The following is a 14,540-nucleotide window of genomic DNA, read 5'->3' as shown; positions in this document are numbered from 1 at the left end:
CGGATGGAGCCGATTATCGTTTTACGTCAGGTTTGCCGCGCGTTTAACGCCGGAACGCAGGTGCTTCCGGTTCTCAGCGATATTTCACTGACCCTTCACGCCGGCGAGATGGTGGCGATTGTCGGGGCGTCCGGGTCGGGGAAATCCACGCTAATGAACATTATTGGCTGCCTCGACAAACCCACGTCCGGTGAAGTGCTGATTAACGGCACGCCGGTGCATGAGGCCGACGAACTGCGCCTGGCAGACCTTCGCAGCCGCTATCTGGGCTTTATTTTTCAACGCTACCACCTGATGCCGTATCTGACCGCAGAAGAGAACATCGCGATTCCTGCGCTTTATACCGCCATGCCGGAGCCAGAGCGTAAAGCCCGTATACAGCGACTGGCGCGCCAGCTCGGTCTGGAGAACCGCCTGCAACATCGGCCTGCTCAGCTTTCCGGCGGTCAGCAGCAGCGTGTGAGCGTCTGCAGGGCGCTGATTAACGGCGCCCATATCATTCTGGCCGATGAGCCGACTGGCGCCCTCGACAGCGTGAGCGGTAAGGCGTTGATGGATGTACTGCATCAGCTGCATACCGCCGGGCACACGGTGATTATCGTGACCCATGACCGCGACGTGGCCCGTCAGGCGCAGCGCATTATTGAAATCAGCGACGGGCGGATCATCAGCGATGAACAGCATGTTGCTGTCAGGCAGGCTTCGGCGTTACCGGATCAGGACAACGGACGCGCGTCGTTAGGGCGCAGTCTGCATGAGTCGGTACGCATGGCGTGGCGATCGTTGCTTGGGCACCGGATGCGGGCCTTTCTCTCAATGCTCGGGATTATCATCGGTATTGCGTCAGTCGTGTCGTCGATGGCCGTTGGCGAAGGGGCGCGTCAGGCGATCATGAGCGAAATCGGCAAGCTGGGAAGCACCACGCTGGAGATCCGTCCTGGAACGGGATGGGGCAGCAAACGCCCGGATATGGAACGCGCGCTGTCGCTGGACGATGTGCGGAGTTTACAAGCGCTGCCGTGGATTATGGGCGTCTCGCCAGTGGTGAGCAGCACCACGCTCGCGGTCCGCAAGGGGCTGGATTCTTCGCTGATGCTTTCCGGCGTGTCGCAGGACTTCTTCTCGCTGCAGGGATTGCGCTTCGTCGAGGGAAATGGCTTTACCGCGCGTGACGTCGCCGAAGGCGAACCGGTGCTCATCCTTGATGAAACCGGACGCGATACGCTGTTTCCCGGCGGTGAAAACGCCCTCGGCGAGATCGTGCAAATTGCCGGTGCGCCGTGGCGGGTCATTGGTGTTGCCACGCGCCCTGGTCCGAAAGTGGTTGGCGGCTTTATGGCGGCCTGGGCGCCGCATACGGCCTTACAACAGCGACTAACCGGCGAGAAACCGCTGGAGTCGTTGATCGCGCGTTTTCAGCCGACGCTGGAACCGCATGACGCGGCGCAGCGCGCGGAACGGCATCTGCTGCGTGAGCATGGCAGAAAAGACTTCTTTATCCAGACCGACGATCAACTGGCAAACGCCCTGCAAAAAACCTCCGACTCTATGTCGCTGTTGATCACCGCAATCGCCGCTATTTCGCTGTTGGTGGGCGGCGTGGGGGTGATGAACATCATGTTGGTTTCGGTGACCGAGCGTACCCATGAGATCGGTATTCGCCTGTCCGTGGGCGCAAGGCCGTCAGACATTATGAATCAGTTTCTGATCGAGGCGGTGATGATCTGCGCTCTCGGCGGCCTGCTCGGGGTAATGGGCTCGTGGGTGGCAGGGCATATCTTCGCTGTCGCCACCGACGCCTTCACGATGGTCTTTACCGCCTTTCCGGTGCTGATGGCGTGTGGGTTTTCCGCGCTTATAGGCCTGACGTTTGGCTATTTCCCGGCGCGCAGAGCGGCTCGCCTTAATCCGACAGAGGCGCTGGCACGCGAATGACGATGAAGATATTACCGCCACGTAGTACGTCGCCATCCGGCAAAAAATTGCGCTGGGGCGCGGTTTTTCTGACAGCGCTACTGCTTTCCGGCTGTGGGCAACTGACCCGCAGCGACTACCAGCGTCCGCTGCTCTCACTGCCCCGGCAATGGCAAGTGGCGCCGGATACAGTAGCGGTTTTTGGCTGGCAGCGTTTTGGCGACCCGCGCCTGACGCGGGTTATCGGGCAGGTACTCATCAGCAATAACGATCTTGCGGCTGCCGCGATCGCCCTCCAGCAGGCGCGCGTGGCTGCAGGATTGACCAATACCAACCTCACCCCTGACGTCACGGTGAGCGGTTCCGCCAGCAACAGCAAAAATGTGCGGCGCGGTAGCGCGTCGCAGGAGAATTACAGCAGTGGGATCACTATTGGCTATGAAGTGGATTTATGGGGAAAGCTGGCCCGTATCCGTGAACAGAGCGAATGGGAGGCGGTGGCAAGCGAACAGGATTATCACGCGACGATGCTTTCCACCCAAGGGACGGCCGCCCAGCTTTATTGGCGTATCGCGCTGTATAACCAGCAGATCCGCAACCAGCGCGCAGCATTGACCATTTCTCAGCAGACCTTACAGCAGGTGACGTCGTGGTTTCAGGCCGGGAAAGTGGGACAGCTTGACGTCCTGCAAGCGCAGCAGGCGCTGCTGGAGCGGCGAAACCAACTGCGTACGCTGGAGCAACAGCGAAGCAGCGCGCGTAATGCGCTGGCGCTGCTGCTTAACAGACCGGCGGAACAGCACGCTGACGAGTCGCCTGCGTTGGATGTCAATCAACAGGTGCCGGTTGCGCAAAAAACGCCGCTGTATGTTATCGCTCAGCGTCCGGATATTCAGGCGGCGGAGTCCCGTCTGCGTGCGGCGCTTGCCGGATACGACGCCTCGCGGCTGCGTTTTTACCCTTCGCTCTCCCTTGACGCCTCGTTGAATGCCGGCAGTCAGGTATTTAACCAATGGTTCAGCGATCCGATACGCACCGTGGGCGGCGCGTTGGCCCTGCCGTTTATCCAGTGGAACACCCAGCGCCTTACCGTGCGGCAGGCGGATTTAGCGGTTAAACAGGCGGCGATTACCTTTCGCTCGACCGCCTATGCCGCGCTCGCCGAGGTGGATGAGGCAATGGAAAACCGGCTGAGCGCGAGCGAGCAGCGCGCAAGGCTGCATCAGTCGCTGGCGCTGAGCCAGCAGCGCTTAACGCTGACGGAAAGCCGTTATCGCGCCGGGGCCGTGGACTTTCAGACGCTGCTCAATGCGCAGGACGACATCTTGACGTTAGAGAACGCCCTTGCACAAACCCAATACGACTACCTCTACGCCACGCTGCAGCTCTGGCTGGCGCAAGGGGGTGGCGAAACGCAATACAGGATGATGGAACATGAAGCTGAATAATGACTTTAAGCGGGTTGTCGTTACCGGGTATGGCGCCGTGACCCCGCTTGGCGCAACGGCAGAGGAAAGCTGGCAGGCAATCATGGACAAACGACATGGCTATCGCTACGTCGACAAAACCGCCTTGAATATCAACACCCATTTTCTCGGGCTGGTGGATAACGAGCCGAGTCTGATGGGGGTGCCTGCCGCCATCCGGCGTCGGCTGCCGCGGTTTGCCCGCCTGACCGTTGGCGCGGCGCGTCAGGCGATGGGCATGGCCTTCGGCGATAAGCCCCCCCAGGAATTCTATAACCCGCTGGACTGCGGCGTGATTATGGGCACCGGCTGGGCAGGACTGGATGAAAGTTACGAGGCGCAGAGCGAATTTGCCGCAACGGGCGTCGCCTCGCCGTTCAACTGTTTTTACGCTATGCCAAGCGTGACGACTGCCGCATGCAGTCAGTTCTGGGGGCTGAACGGCTATCAGAATACGGTGATTGCCGCCTGCGCGACGGGCACGATTGCTATTGGCGACGCGTATGAGGTGATTCGCAGCGGCAGGGCGCAGATGATGCTGGCTGGCGCGGGCGAGTCGCTCACCAGTCACTGTGCGGTGTGGAACATTGACGTGCTGGGGGCGCTCAGCAAGGAGCCGTCGGACCCGCAGCGGGCAAGCTGTCCTTTCAGCGCCCATCGCAGCGGGTTTGTGCTTTCTGAAGGGGCGGCGGTGCTGTGTCTGGAGGAACGCGAAGGGGCGCTGGCGCGTGGGGCGACGATCCTCGGCGAAATCACCGGCTACGCCAACTTCTCGGACGCCTGGGATTTCACCTCGCCGGCGGAAGACTGTCTGGCCCGCGTGCAAACCATCACCCATGCCCTGCAGCAGGCCGGGCTGGAGCCTGAACAACTGGACTACATTAATGCGCATGGGACCTCAACGCCGCTGAACGACATTAACGAAACCCAGTCGCTCAAAATGGCGTTGGGCGACGCGGCTTACGCTATCCCGGTCTCCAGCACCAAATCCTATTCCGGACACTTAATCTCCGCGGCAGGGACATTCGAAAGTATCGTCTGCTTACAGGCTATCGCCCACGGCGTGATGCCCGCGACGGCCAACTTCCAACAGGCTGATGAACGCTGTGATCTGGATTATGTGATCGAGGGTCACCGCGCGGGCGACATTCGCCGCACGCTGAATCTGAGCTTTGGCTTTGGCGGAGCGAATGCGGCGCTGATCCTGGAGAAACACGCATGATGCCCCTGCATTATGGTCATCAGGACGCCAGCCGCTGGGCGGCGTTTTCCGGTGATTACAACCCGGTGCATTTTGACGAAGCGTGGGTGAAAGCACGCGGGGGACACGCGCTTAGTGTTCACGGGATGCGCGCGTTACTCGATGTGAAGCGTTTTATCAGCCCGCCCGCCGACAGCGCGCCGTTTCTGAAATGCACCGTACGTCTGCGCAGACCACTGTGGCGGGATACGGCGTACTCTCTGATGCGTGAAGCGAGCGAGCGCGTCGTGGTGTCGGTGAAAGAGCGCGCGGGGGGAGAAACCTGTCTGTCCTGTCAGCTTACGCCGGAACAGGGCTTTCCGCGCGACGACGGCCTGAGCCAGCGAGTGCTGGACTCCGCCACGCTTGCCGGGCTGCATCAGTCATTTCAGCCGCTGCTGCCCGACGCCCAGCAGTGGCATTTCCTGGACGCGCTGCTGTTCCGCCATCTGCTACAGGACGATGCGCTGCTACATCAACCCTCTGTCGCCGCGATGTTGCCGGACTGCCCTTCTCTGGAGGCGCTTTTTAACCGTTTCCCGGTCATGCAGACCCATCAGGAGGTCATTTTCGACAGTCTGCTTCTTGAGCCGTGGCGGGCGAATACGTTACCGCCGCGGCTGGTGATCGACACGCTCCCTGCGCTGGTCGTCGGCGACCTCGCTACGGGCGCGGTGGTGCGGATCGCGGCGCGAACCTGTTATCAACAACGTTTCATTTGCAGCGCCGTTACCCTGAAGGTCGGCGCGCTGACAAAAGGAAAATAAAATGAGCCAACAAGAAACGATCTATAAAAAAATCAGCGAAATGATCTGCGACGCAAAAGATATGACGCCGGACGCATTGACCCCGGAGACGACGCTGCCGGAACTGGAGCTGGACAGCCTGGACTACGTTGAGCTGATGGTGCTGGCGAAACGTGAATTTAATGTGACGGTGAATCCGGAAATGTTCATGAAGAATCCCTTTATGACGCTGCGCGAGCTGAGCCAGCGTATTGAAAAGGCGATGGCGGACTGACATGGCGGAAAAATGGATGCTGATCACCGGCGGTAGCCGGGGGATTGGTCAGGCGCTGGTGAGCCACCTGCTGCCGGACTGGAATATTGTCTTTACCGGACGCAACGAGGCCAGGATCGCGCAGACGCTGGAGGCCGCGCAGCGTCTGCGCACCGCAACCTGGGTGCAGGGGCACTGCTGCGACGGCAGCGATGAAGAACGTGTTTCGCAACTGGCAACGTCGCTGCTGGAAAAATGCGGCGCGCCAGCCGCTATCATCCATAACGCCGGAATGACCCGTGATGGTCTGCACATTCACCAGAACGCGCAGGACTGGCAGGAGGTGCTGAATAACAATCTTGTTTCCGTCGTGAACTGGAACCGGATCCTGTTGCCCGCCATGATGACCCAGGGCAGCGGTGCGATTGTGTTTATGTCGTCGGTATCGGCGGTAAAGGGCAATAGCGGGCAGACGGCTTACGCGGCCAGTAAAGCGGCGATGATCGGGTTGACGCATTCGCTGGCGCGGGAAGTGGGGCGCTTTGGTATTCGGGTTAACTGTCTGGCGCCGGGCTTGATTGAAGGTGAGATGGTACAGGCTATTCCTGCGGCGCATCTGAAAACGATGCAGCAGAATATTCCGCTGCGCCGTCTCGGGCGTACGCAGGACGTTGCGCGTGCAGTGGCGTTTCTGGCGGGGGAGGGAAGCAGTTATCTCACCGGGCAGACGCTGATACTGGACGGCGGTTTGTCTGCCTGATGATCGAAAACCGCGAGAAGTGAGGCTTCTCGCGGTTTACGTTAGACTTAACTGGTTGATTCTTTGCACTAATGCGCGCCTTTCTTTGACCGACTCCTGAAAGATTTGCAACAACACCGTACTGTGCTGTTGCACGATCCCTGCCAGTTCCGGGGCGATTTCCGCCGTTTCTCCTACGCGCGCTTTGAATTCACTCGACAGGGTTACGCCCTGAAGCAATGACGCCAGCCAGATGCTGGCCCGCAGAATCATGGCTTCTGGCGGCGCGGCGGATCTTGCCGTTACCGTCTTATGCGTGTGGCACCAGCCCGCGATATCTCTGATCGCTTCAATGGGGTAAAGCTCATCCCAGACCACATTTTCATCACCGGTATGCGCTGGCGCTGAGCCGCACGTCAGGGACGTCAGATTGTGCAGCAAACCGCCAATTTCAATCTTCAGGCATTGTACTGGAGTAATCCCCATCTCTTTGGCGAGATAACCCGATATGCGTCCCACGACCAGCGAATGCTGAACGCCATGCTGGCTAAACCCATCAATAATAAACGCCAGCATGCCAGCGATGTCACGAAAATTATGCAAGGAGACGGAGTCGTTATGAATCCGGGGAATATCTTTAATATAATCGTCAAAGTCTGTCGATTTGATTTTTAACCAAAAATGCTCACAATTTGCTATTTTTCTGAAGGCGCAGATATATTCAGGTTTATATAAAAGATTGTCGCCGCCCGCAATAATATTAATAATTTCGTCTTTGACCGATATTATATCGTTAGCGCGGTAGCGCGCGATTAAAACGTCTATCCGATCCGCCAGGTAGATCACATGGCTTTCCTTTGGGACTTTAGACCCGTTGACCATTGCTCCCTGGCCATTATCCCAGCGGGTGTGATGGTAGCGCACAATAGGGCTTAACGGGTTCAATAACGGCACGCTGGCCAGCAGTTCGGCGCCCACCGCGGCATGGTTATTGAGCTCATTGTCATAGTAGCTAAGCGGTTGAAGGCGCGACTCTTCATTCAGACCGCCAATATCGTGCAGTAGCGCCGCCAGCAGGGTCTTGCGACACTGCGCGGGGGTAAACTGCGACTCCCTGGCTAAATGCCAGGCGATGTAGGCCGTTCTGACATGATGCAGGTTGAGTCTGGGATTGATCATGTCTATTATTTTTGAAATACAAGCCAGAGATTCGATTAAGTTTATATTCATGATATGAGAAAGTTAACATATGCTGTGCTTCGTGAAAGAAAACCACACAAATTAATCTCGTTTGCAACCATACTGCGGAAATGCGTGGTTACCAAATAATATTACATTGTTATTGAGCTTTTTAAGAAAAATAATTTTTTCGTCCGGCCCTTTGCCAAACAGTAAACTATTAGCTATCTCATCATCAACATTGTCAGTGTTGTCGCGAACTATTTGCACACGGGTTATTTTGTACAAATGCGCACTGGCGTTGTACGGCTGGTATTTCATTTTGAGCGTGCGCGAGATTAAATACTTTTGTTTATTATGGACCAACAAACCGTCAATGCTGACCAGAAACGTGTCATCTGTGAGATTGGCAAAAATCAATCCTTCACTACGGATGGTATCATTGTTGATGTTTTGTACAATCGAAAATTGTGACTTGCATGAAAAGGCCGGGGGGCGGGTGAAACCGTAAACTGCGCCGATAAACAACACAACGATACTGATAAAAAGTAAAATAATTCGCTTAGGCATTATTTTTTTCTCTGTAATAAAAACTTACGCAACCACGGTTGTCACACTTAATGAGGAGTAGTTGCATAATATTACCCAGGGTGCCTGTTACCTGCTGTTTGTAAACGTACAATTCTTTAGCCTTCGAACAATCGAGGACTTGCGGCGTTAAGTCAAAGCTGTTTTTAACATCCATCAACGACAAGGACGTAGACGAAAAAATAACACACTGACCTTTAACCATTTTATGTAAGTCGGGTTCAGATTTGTATGCGCCAGGTTTTATGATCAGCAGCAAAAGGGCCATCGCCAGCGCGATAACGCGGGTAATCATCTGATGGAACGAGTGGTGTACTTCAGTCAGTTCTGGTTCAGGTTCTTTTTCTTCAAGAAAGGGCGTTCGATACTCGCGATCGTTATTGATGATCGCATCTTCCGCTATTTTAAAACCTATACGCGGCACCGTGACGATGATTTCCTTTTCAACGCCTAAATCGTTCAGGTTTCTGCGCAGTGTTGAAATATACTGATTCAAATTGCTGTTGGACGCCCGGGCGCCATATTTATCGAAAACAGACTGGAAAATTTCATTGCGCGAGAGGATATCGCCGCGATGATTAAGCAACTCCGCCAGAAGCCGTGTCGATGTTTGAGATAATTCAATACAATCACCGGTCAACAGGTTAACGAGAGACGCATCCTCGGTATCAAAAGTGATAAATCCCTCTATGTCGAACCTCATGTTCCTCTCCGCGCTAAGCCCTGCTTTTCTCTAACATGCAGGTTTTTTAAAATAAAACAACGTGAATGTTAGATAAAAAACCTTTTTTCATGATCATTTGCAGCTAATGTTGCTAGTTAAACGGGTGTGAATGCATACTGGGCACTCCTTTGTAACCCAGGAGGCTGTGCCATGAAACTCTCGCTGAGTTCTTACCCTTCAGGTGCGTTACCCGTACGGTATAGCGCACCGTGTAACACTCTGCAGATGATAGCGGCGGAAATGGGAATAAGCAGCTTTGCTACGGTCAGGGTTCCCGAGCAAGTTTTTATTCTTGAACTATTAAAAGATCATAGTGCTGAAGGTCTGTCTACACGGGAAATTGCCGATCTTTGCGGCATTTCAATTTATAAAGTTAGACACTTACTTCTTCCGCTGGAAAAATATGGTCAAGTTATACGAGATAAAATGCAAAAGCACCATCAATGGTTTTTATCAAAAGAATCTACAGAAGTTATCGAAGATTCTAGCAAGGGGGGATATCGTTTGCAACAAAGAAGGTTAAATCAACAAGTTAGCCTTTAATTGCCCGTCAGGCATTAATAACATCTCGCGAGGCATTCGGAATATTCCCAATAAAAAATGATTGTTCTCGCGTGATTGTCTAATTGCCCTGGTTTTAGCCATAACGTCCAGCATTCAGTGATTATCACATCTAAATTTATTTCGTCATGTTACTATGGGTGTTTAACAAATTTAACATTAAATAACAAGTCTGTTGATATTTAATTTTGTTACTGCGCTCAGAGCCTGCTTTGTTGATTAACATCACATTTTTCACGTTTGAGAATTCATTTTTATTACGCATAAAAATAAACCTCATGTAATTTTGAGGTGGCGATCGTGTGAGTAAAGACATTATCGACAAAAGTTTATACAGAGATTTTTTAAGGAATGTTGGGGGGTATAAATTTGGAAGGGAACGATAGTCAGAAGGGGCAGGAGAGATTATTAAAATTCCGTTGAGTCGAGTACCTATTGCTGCTCTGCTTATCAGAGATACGACGTGACGGTAGACTGATGTTAGTGTCTGTGACTCTATCTTGTTAGGCAGATCATTCATCTTTCAGTGTGCTGTACAAGCTCAATATCACGGTAGGAAAGCTTTTCCAAACAAAGTTTTTTCAGTTCTGCATCTTTAATGCCGATTAATGTATCAATATCTAACCACATACCAATCTTCTGTCTTCCGGGGATTTTCATTATCCAGTGTTGGAATAAAGAAATTCTGAAATGGCAGGCTGTGTTTAAGTGCGGTTAAACTCATAAAATAGTCAGTGGTCAGTGTAATTAACTCTTACGTTTGTGGTTTGTAATTTATTTATTACCTAAGATTTTTTTTACTCCTGTTGTAGTTATAAGGTTTGCTAATAAATTATAACTTGTATCAATTGTAGAGTTTTTTATATTCGTGGGTTTTATGATGAAAACCATAGCTGAACAGAACTGAGGACTTTTATGAGGATATACTGACTTATATTCGCAATTTATGTGGTCTGGGTCAAATCTACTTTCAAAATATGAAATCATGTGTGCTATCATCTCTGAACATTATTAGTAAAATAAGTCACTATTGCCAGAGGTTGAAATAATAAATGGAACTTAAAAAGTTTAAGCTAAAAGATAAAATAAAAGAGGTTGCGTTTTCTTCGAAAGAGCTCTGTATGTTCAAAAAGAGAGTAAAGGCTGAAAACCCTCATTCTAAAGTTTGTGTAAATGATGTTTATAGGGAAATTTATGTTTCAGCAAAGAGGGCGCTTCGGGATGCCTTGATGATATTTTTCGGCATGCTATTTTTCCATATCCCGTTTATTGTTACAGAAGTATTGGTCAGAAGACTTGATTTTTTATTTTTATCGTTGGCTTGTATATTTTTCATTTACCTTGTTGTATATATATCCGGGAAGCTGAGAAATGTGTCGGTGACTACGCAATATAAACTCATAACACTAGCCATTAAATTTTTTTTAAATAAAATCTAATGTCTGCACCCTGCTAAGATTTTACTTTTCTCTGCGTTTCTTTTATGACTTTTCTTGCCTTATATCCCTGGAGTAATGGCGCAAATATATGAAGTTTTGAATATACAAGGTGCGATGTACCAATATAAAGAAAAATCAGTGGTGAAGTATAATATTCTTGTTTGATATCATTAGCGTACTGATAAATTATAATAAGGAATAAATATTAGAAAATAAAGAATGGTGGATGCGTCTTGCTGGTTCAGCAACCGTATCATATAATGGTGTTGATTATTTTTCTGGTAACTTATCTAGGTTATTAATCTGTTTTTCAGAAAAATATTCCTACGCATCATTATTATTAGTTCATCGTTATTCATTGTTGATTCCTATTATAAGGAAGGGAACATGTGGTTGTGAAAATCCTACATTAGATTAATATACTTTTTCTATTAATGGTTATTGAATAAAAAGAGAGCTTATGGGAGTTCATCAGACCTGGTTGCTGGTAAAAAATGTAAATCTGAGTGCCTGAATATAAAATCGCTGTGTCAGTAAATATTTCTAAATATAAAGCAAATACACTCATCGTTCTAAATTTTGTTTCATAATCTGCGGATATATTATGAAATAATCTGAAGGGGCGGTCACTAACTCAGTCCCGATTCGGACTTCTGCTAACCCAGCCTCAAATAGAGTTGTTGCTGATAAAGCTAGATCAATACCTGCAAATACTAACCTCCTATAAAACCGGTCATATCCTAGATACTCAGTTGCATCTCTATGCAATTAAGTTGCAGGCCCCTCAGCATTATCATTACCATAAAATAAACTCAGAGCATTCTCTAATATATTGTTAACACCGTGTAAGATAAGCAAACCTCCCACAACAGTACCTACCATCGTTGGTGAACCGGCAAAAAGAAGAGTTACTCCGGATGCAACCTGAGCTATTTCACCAATTAGCCCAATGTTTTTAACAATATAGGATATCATGCCCTTTATGAAATTTATTTCGACAGATGCTGCTGGCTGTGCCTGCTTGGATAGCAACCAGATTATTTGTTTTTCTGGATATTCTTGTTCCATTCTTAAGTAGTGCAGTGCTAGATTTTTATCTTCTGTTTTACCGCCACCATTGATACATTCGAGTTGAGCTTCTAAAAAGGCCTGAATATTATTCATGAACTGATATCGAACCTGGTCGGTGTGAATAAGACCAGAGGCAGTGATAGCCGGACCTTTAAATGTGCCAGCCTCAAATTCTCCCTGAATCCTGTAAATATCTCTCATGATGCCTTTGCGAGCATTTCTGATTTGTAGATAGCCAACCACACAAATTCCTCTTTTATTAAACCATTTTCTCCAGATAAAAGGTAATACCTCCAATTAGTAGAACATGTATTTAAAATGAAGGCACCGATGACTTTTTACGCCCGGTCAACATACTCCCTTCATCAATACCTGTCATTACCTGTTCCCCTGGTAATCCGGTTTCAGTCATCCTTTTAAACCCAACGCCGTCTTAAAGGCGGCTATGTCGACATTTCCCACACCAACCGTAAAACCAAAGTCCCCACCGGATATTCACGCAACCCCAGCCTGCACCTTAAGGGCGACTGGCTGAAAGAGGCGGGATTTGAGACCGGGTGCGGCGTGACGGTGAAGATTTCGAAAGGATACCTGACTATCATCGCTGACAACAATGAGGTGTAGGAGCTGCGCGAGCAGCTTTATCATGTTAAACAGATAGTTAAGGTGATTAAAAACGGGATATTTAGTGTGCTGAACGAGGGTTAGATAAATAAAAAGCTGGGAAGGTTTGAGGGTCTTTCCCGGTTTTTTATTATTTTGATTCAAGATCTGCATTGCTTATTATTATTTCAACATCAATCTCAGATGACTTTTTTAAAAAATCACTAAAATGTTCATGCCCAAAATCTTCTTTATGTTTTTCCATTAAAATAATTGTATTTTTTAGAAAATCAACCAATTTACTTAGCTCAGCAACTGATGCTTGCAATGTAATTTCATTCAAAGAAATTAGATCAACATTATCAGAAGCATAACCATATACATTCATCCAGAAAATCCTTATTTAGGGGGCTCCCAGCCATGCTCTTTAAGCCAATCAATAGCCTTTTTGCTAGTGTTTGGGGTGACTTTATGGGCATCATGAATACCGCCACTCTGATTGGACGATGTTCCATCTTTATAATGGACATGAGGTTCTTGTCCTGGAATATGACCGCGATCAACTCGAATTATATCTTTTGGAGCCTGACCTCGTTCAACCTGCTTTTGCATAGCACCTGGTGACGTTGGTTTACACCTTGCAAGACCCAACGGATCGATCCAACTGAGAGGATTAGGCACATATTGATAAAGATTTAATCCCCCCACCAGTCCTATCGGGTCCGCACACAGGTACTGCCCTATCCCGCAATCATAGTACCGGAACCGGTTATAACACAACCCCGATTCTTCATCTTCATACTGCCCCGGAAAGCGCAGCCTGTATGTAAGGTTGCCCTCATTTACGCTTTCTTCCCGGCCCTAGAACTGCTAGTAGTTCAGGAATAGCCATAATCTCATTACTTTTAGCGTTAGATTTCACCTTTCCCAGTACAACCCCATTTTCGGTTGAAAATTCACTTACTATATGGATGACTCCTTTTCTTTTCCTTTATCACAGTAGTCTCTTATGGTTTTTCTATCTATTGCAATAATTTTTCCTTCAATAACTTCGTGGCATAGTGATTCGATAAAACGCCGGAAAGTACAGCGAACTTTCCGGCTATTATTATTTAACCCAATAGGCTAATCGCTCACCAATGTTTAAATTTTCTTTTTTATAGTAAAAAACGACATCAAAATTAACTGATATTTTTTCTGCAATAACTTTGAGTTTTAATTCAGAGTCTGAATAAAACTCCAGTACTGACATATTACAATTATTTTCAGTATAATTTGATGATTTAATAAACTCTTCGTTAAGATCACATGACCAATCCATAACACCATTAATATAAGAGGGGTTGTCTATTATTACTTCCAGATTATGATAGTAAGAAAGATCATCACTTCCTGCAATAATCAGGCGATTTCTTTCGTAAAGAAAAAATGAGAAATCTAACCAACTTTCTTTCCAATTATGTTCTTTTATCTCATCGATTATATTTTTTTCACTCATGGGACAACTCTAGTAGGTAGCGGTATATGCGTATCATTTGCAGCACCAGGATTATAATTCGGGCTATTTGGCTTCAAAGTTGATGTATGATGCCAATTCCCGTCATGTGAGCCATATTCCCAACCATATCCTTGATTAGTCGCAGGATTTGTTCCACTTTGGCTTCTACCTACTCTATATATAGGGCCATTAGCAGAATTGCTTCCTGGCGGAGCATTAGGGTTCACATCATGGGCTCTTACTTCATATTTATAATTTCCTGCAGTGAATTTTTCTTTAAAATTCATTGGATAATTGTGTCCTGAAAGACCTTGTCTGTGTAGAGCATAATTAAATATATCTAGTGGTGAAGAATTTTTTATCGCTTGGTACGCTTGTATTGCTGTTATACCTTGAGAGCGATTATATTTATACCAATCGTACAACCCGGGACATACACAAGCCAATCCAAGTGGATCACTATAATTTAGTGGATTTACAACATATCCATACGGGTTAATCCCCCCCGCCAGCCCTATC

Annotated in this window: 16 protein-coding genes and 3 pseudogenes; 9 read left to right on the top strand and 10 right to left on the bottom strand. The window is 48.7% G+C overall.

Annotated features, from left to right (window positions below; genetic code table 11):
* Positions 1 to 3: 3 nt before the first annotated feature.
* From CSE01S_RS17240 to CSE01S_RS17215, 6 genes are read left to right on the top strand one after another with little or no spacing between them, the layout of a single operon-like run.
* Positions 4 to 1,935: a MacB family efflux pump subunit gene (locus CSE01S_RS17240; protein WP_042290981.1), complete on the top strand. Its 1,932-nt coding sequence runs from the start codon at positions 4 to 6 to the stop codon at positions 1,933 to 1,935.
* 2 nt (positions 1,936 to 1,937) lie between these two features.
* Positions 1,938 to 3,362, top strand: coding sequence for a TolC family protein (locus CSE01S_RS17235; protein ID WP_304501814.1), 1,425 nt, complete (start codon positions 1,938 to 1,940; stop codon positions 3,360 to 3,362).
* Entirely contained in the window at positions 3,349 to 4,602 is a 1,254-nt protein-coding gene (locus CSE01S_RS17230; protein WP_042290979.1) for a beta-ketoacyl-[acyl-carrier-protein] synthase family protein, read from the top strand. The genes CSE01S_RS17235 and CSE01S_RS17230 overlap by 14 nt, the downstream gene beginning before the upstream one ends.
* Positions 4,599 to 5,387: a hotdog family protein gene (locus CSE01S_RS17225; RefSeq protein WP_042290978.1), complete on the top strand. Its 789-nt coding sequence runs from the start codon at positions 4,599 to 4,601 to the stop codon at positions 5,385 to 5,387. Before CSE01S_RS17230 ends, CSE01S_RS17225 begins: the two co-directional genes overlap by 4 nt.
* 1 nt (position 5,388) lies before the next feature.
* Positions 5,389 to 5,640, top strand: coding sequence for an acyl carrier protein (locus tag CSE01S_RS17220; RefSeq protein WP_042290976.1), 252 nt, complete (start codon positions 5,389 to 5,391; stop codon positions 5,638 to 5,640).
* A 1-nt stretch (position 5,641) separates the two neighbouring features.
* The gene (locus CSE01S_RS17215; RefSeq protein WP_042290974.1) at positions 5,642 to 6,379 is read left to right on the top strand and encodes an SDR family oxidoreductase; all 738 of its coding nucleotides are present in this window, start codon (positions 5,642 to 5,644) and stop codon (positions 6,377 to 6,379) included.
* Positions 6,380 to 6,415: 36 nt separating this feature from the next.
* Here the strand turns inward: CSE01S_RS17215 and CSE01S_RS17210 are convergent, their stop codons facing one another.
* Genes CSE01S_RS17210 through CSE01S_RS17200 form a run of 3 tightly spaced genes read right to left on the bottom strand, consistent with a single transcriptional unit; the run spans position 6,416 to position 8,828 of the window.
* On the bottom strand, positions 6,416 to 7,588 hold the full coding sequence (locus CSE01S_RS17210; protein ID WP_042290973.1) for an HD domain-containing protein: 1,173 nt from the start codon (positions 7,586 to 7,588) through the stop codon (positions 6,416 to 6,418).
* Between the two features lie 51 nt (positions 7,589 to 7,639).
* Complete coding sequence (locus tag CSE01S_RS17205; protein WP_042290972.1) at positions 7,640 to 8,107, bottom strand: FidL-like protein; 468 nt, start codon at positions 8,105 to 8,107, stop codon at positions 7,640 to 7,642.
* Positions 8,100 to 8,828 (bottom strand): winged helix-turn-helix domain-containing protein, encoded by a 729-nt coding sequence (locus CSE01S_RS17200; protein ID WP_042290970.1) that lies wholly within the window; start codon positions 8,826 to 8,828, stop codon positions 8,100 to 8,102. The genes CSE01S_RS17205 and CSE01S_RS17200 overlap by 8 nt, the downstream gene beginning before the upstream one ends.
* 171 nt (positions 8,829 to 8,999) lie before the next feature.
* On the opposite strand from CSE01S_RS17200, the gene CSE01S_RS17195 reads away from it, so the two are divergent.
* Positions 9,000 to 9,392, top strand: a complete 393-nt coding sequence (locus CSE01S_RS17195; protein ID WP_042290968.1) for a FaeA/PapI family transcriptional regulator — start codon at positions 9,000 to 9,002, stop codon at positions 9,390 to 9,392.
* A 1,070-nt stretch (positions 9,393 to 10,462) separates the two neighbouring features.
* Positions 10,463 to 10,849 (top strand): hypothetical protein, encoded by a 387-nt coding sequence (locus tag CSE01S_RS17190; protein WP_042290967.1) that lies wholly within the window; start codon positions 10,463 to 10,465, stop codon positions 10,847 to 10,849.
* A gap of 768 nt (positions 10,850 to 11,617) precedes the next feature.
* Here the strand turns inward: CSE01S_RS17190 and CSE01S_RS17185 are convergent.
* A complete protein-coding gene (locus CSE01S_RS17185) occupies positions 11,618 to 12,163 on the bottom strand; it encodes a DUF4225 domain-containing protein (protein ID WP_042290966.1) in 546 nt (181 codons plus the stop codon).
* 177 nt (positions 12,164 to 12,340) lie between these two features.
* Here CSE01S_RS17185 and CSE01S_RS22480 point away from each other — a divergent pair.
* Positions 12,341 to 12,628 (top strand): annotated as a pseudogene (locus CSE01S_RS22480) (SymE family type I addiction module toxin); the annotation flags it as partial.
* Between the two features lie 46 nt (positions 12,629 to 12,674).
* Here CSE01S_RS22480 and CSE01S_RS17175 read toward each other — a convergent pair.
* The 6 genes and pseudogenes from CSE01S_RS17175 to CSE01S_RS22470 all read right to left on the bottom strand — a co-directional run.
* A complete protein-coding gene (locus CSE01S_RS17175) occupies positions 12,675 to 12,911 on the bottom strand; it encodes a hypothetical protein (RefSeq protein ID WP_042290964.1) in 237 nt (78 codons plus the stop codon).
* Between the two features lie 11 nt (positions 12,912 to 12,922).
* Positions 12,923 to 13,135: a hypothetical protein gene (locus tag CSE01S_RS23160; protein WP_148365435.1), complete on the bottom strand. Its 213-nt coding sequence runs from the start codon at positions 13,133 to 13,135 to the stop codon at positions 12,923 to 12,925.
* Between the two features lie 21 nt (positions 13,136 to 13,156).
* A pseudogene (locus CSE01S_RS23155) lies at positions 13,157 to 13,345 on the bottom strand (RHS repeat-associated core domain-containing protein); the annotation flags it as partial.
* A gap of 40 nt (positions 13,346 to 13,385) precedes the next feature.
* Positions 13,386 to 13,597, bottom strand: a pseudogene (locus CSE01S_RS23395) (ISAs1 family transposase); the annotation flags it as partial.
* 34 nt (positions 13,598 to 13,631) lie between these two features.
* Complete coding sequence (locus CSE01S_RS17165) at positions 13,632 to 14,021, bottom strand: hypothetical protein (RefSeq protein WP_042290962.1); 390 nt, start codon at positions 14,019 to 14,021, stop codon at positions 13,632 to 13,634.
* Positions 14,018 to 14,540, bottom strand: a 523-nt coding sequence (locus CSE01S_RS22470; RefSeq protein WP_233422710.1) for a polymorphic toxin type 30 domain-containing protein, incomplete at its 5' end; no start/stop codon positions are given. The genes CSE01S_RS22470 and CSE01S_RS17165, both read right to left, overlap by 4 nt.

This window comes from Citrobacter sedlakii NBRC 105722, from assembly GCF_000759835.1.
GTDB classification, from domain to species: domain Bacteria; phylum Pseudomonadota; class Gammaproteobacteria; order Enterobacterales; family Enterobacteriaceae; genus Citrobacter_A; species Citrobacter_A sedlakii.
Note: the sequence above shows the minus strand (reverse complement) of the source record. Positions and strands in the feature narration are given on the sequence as shown.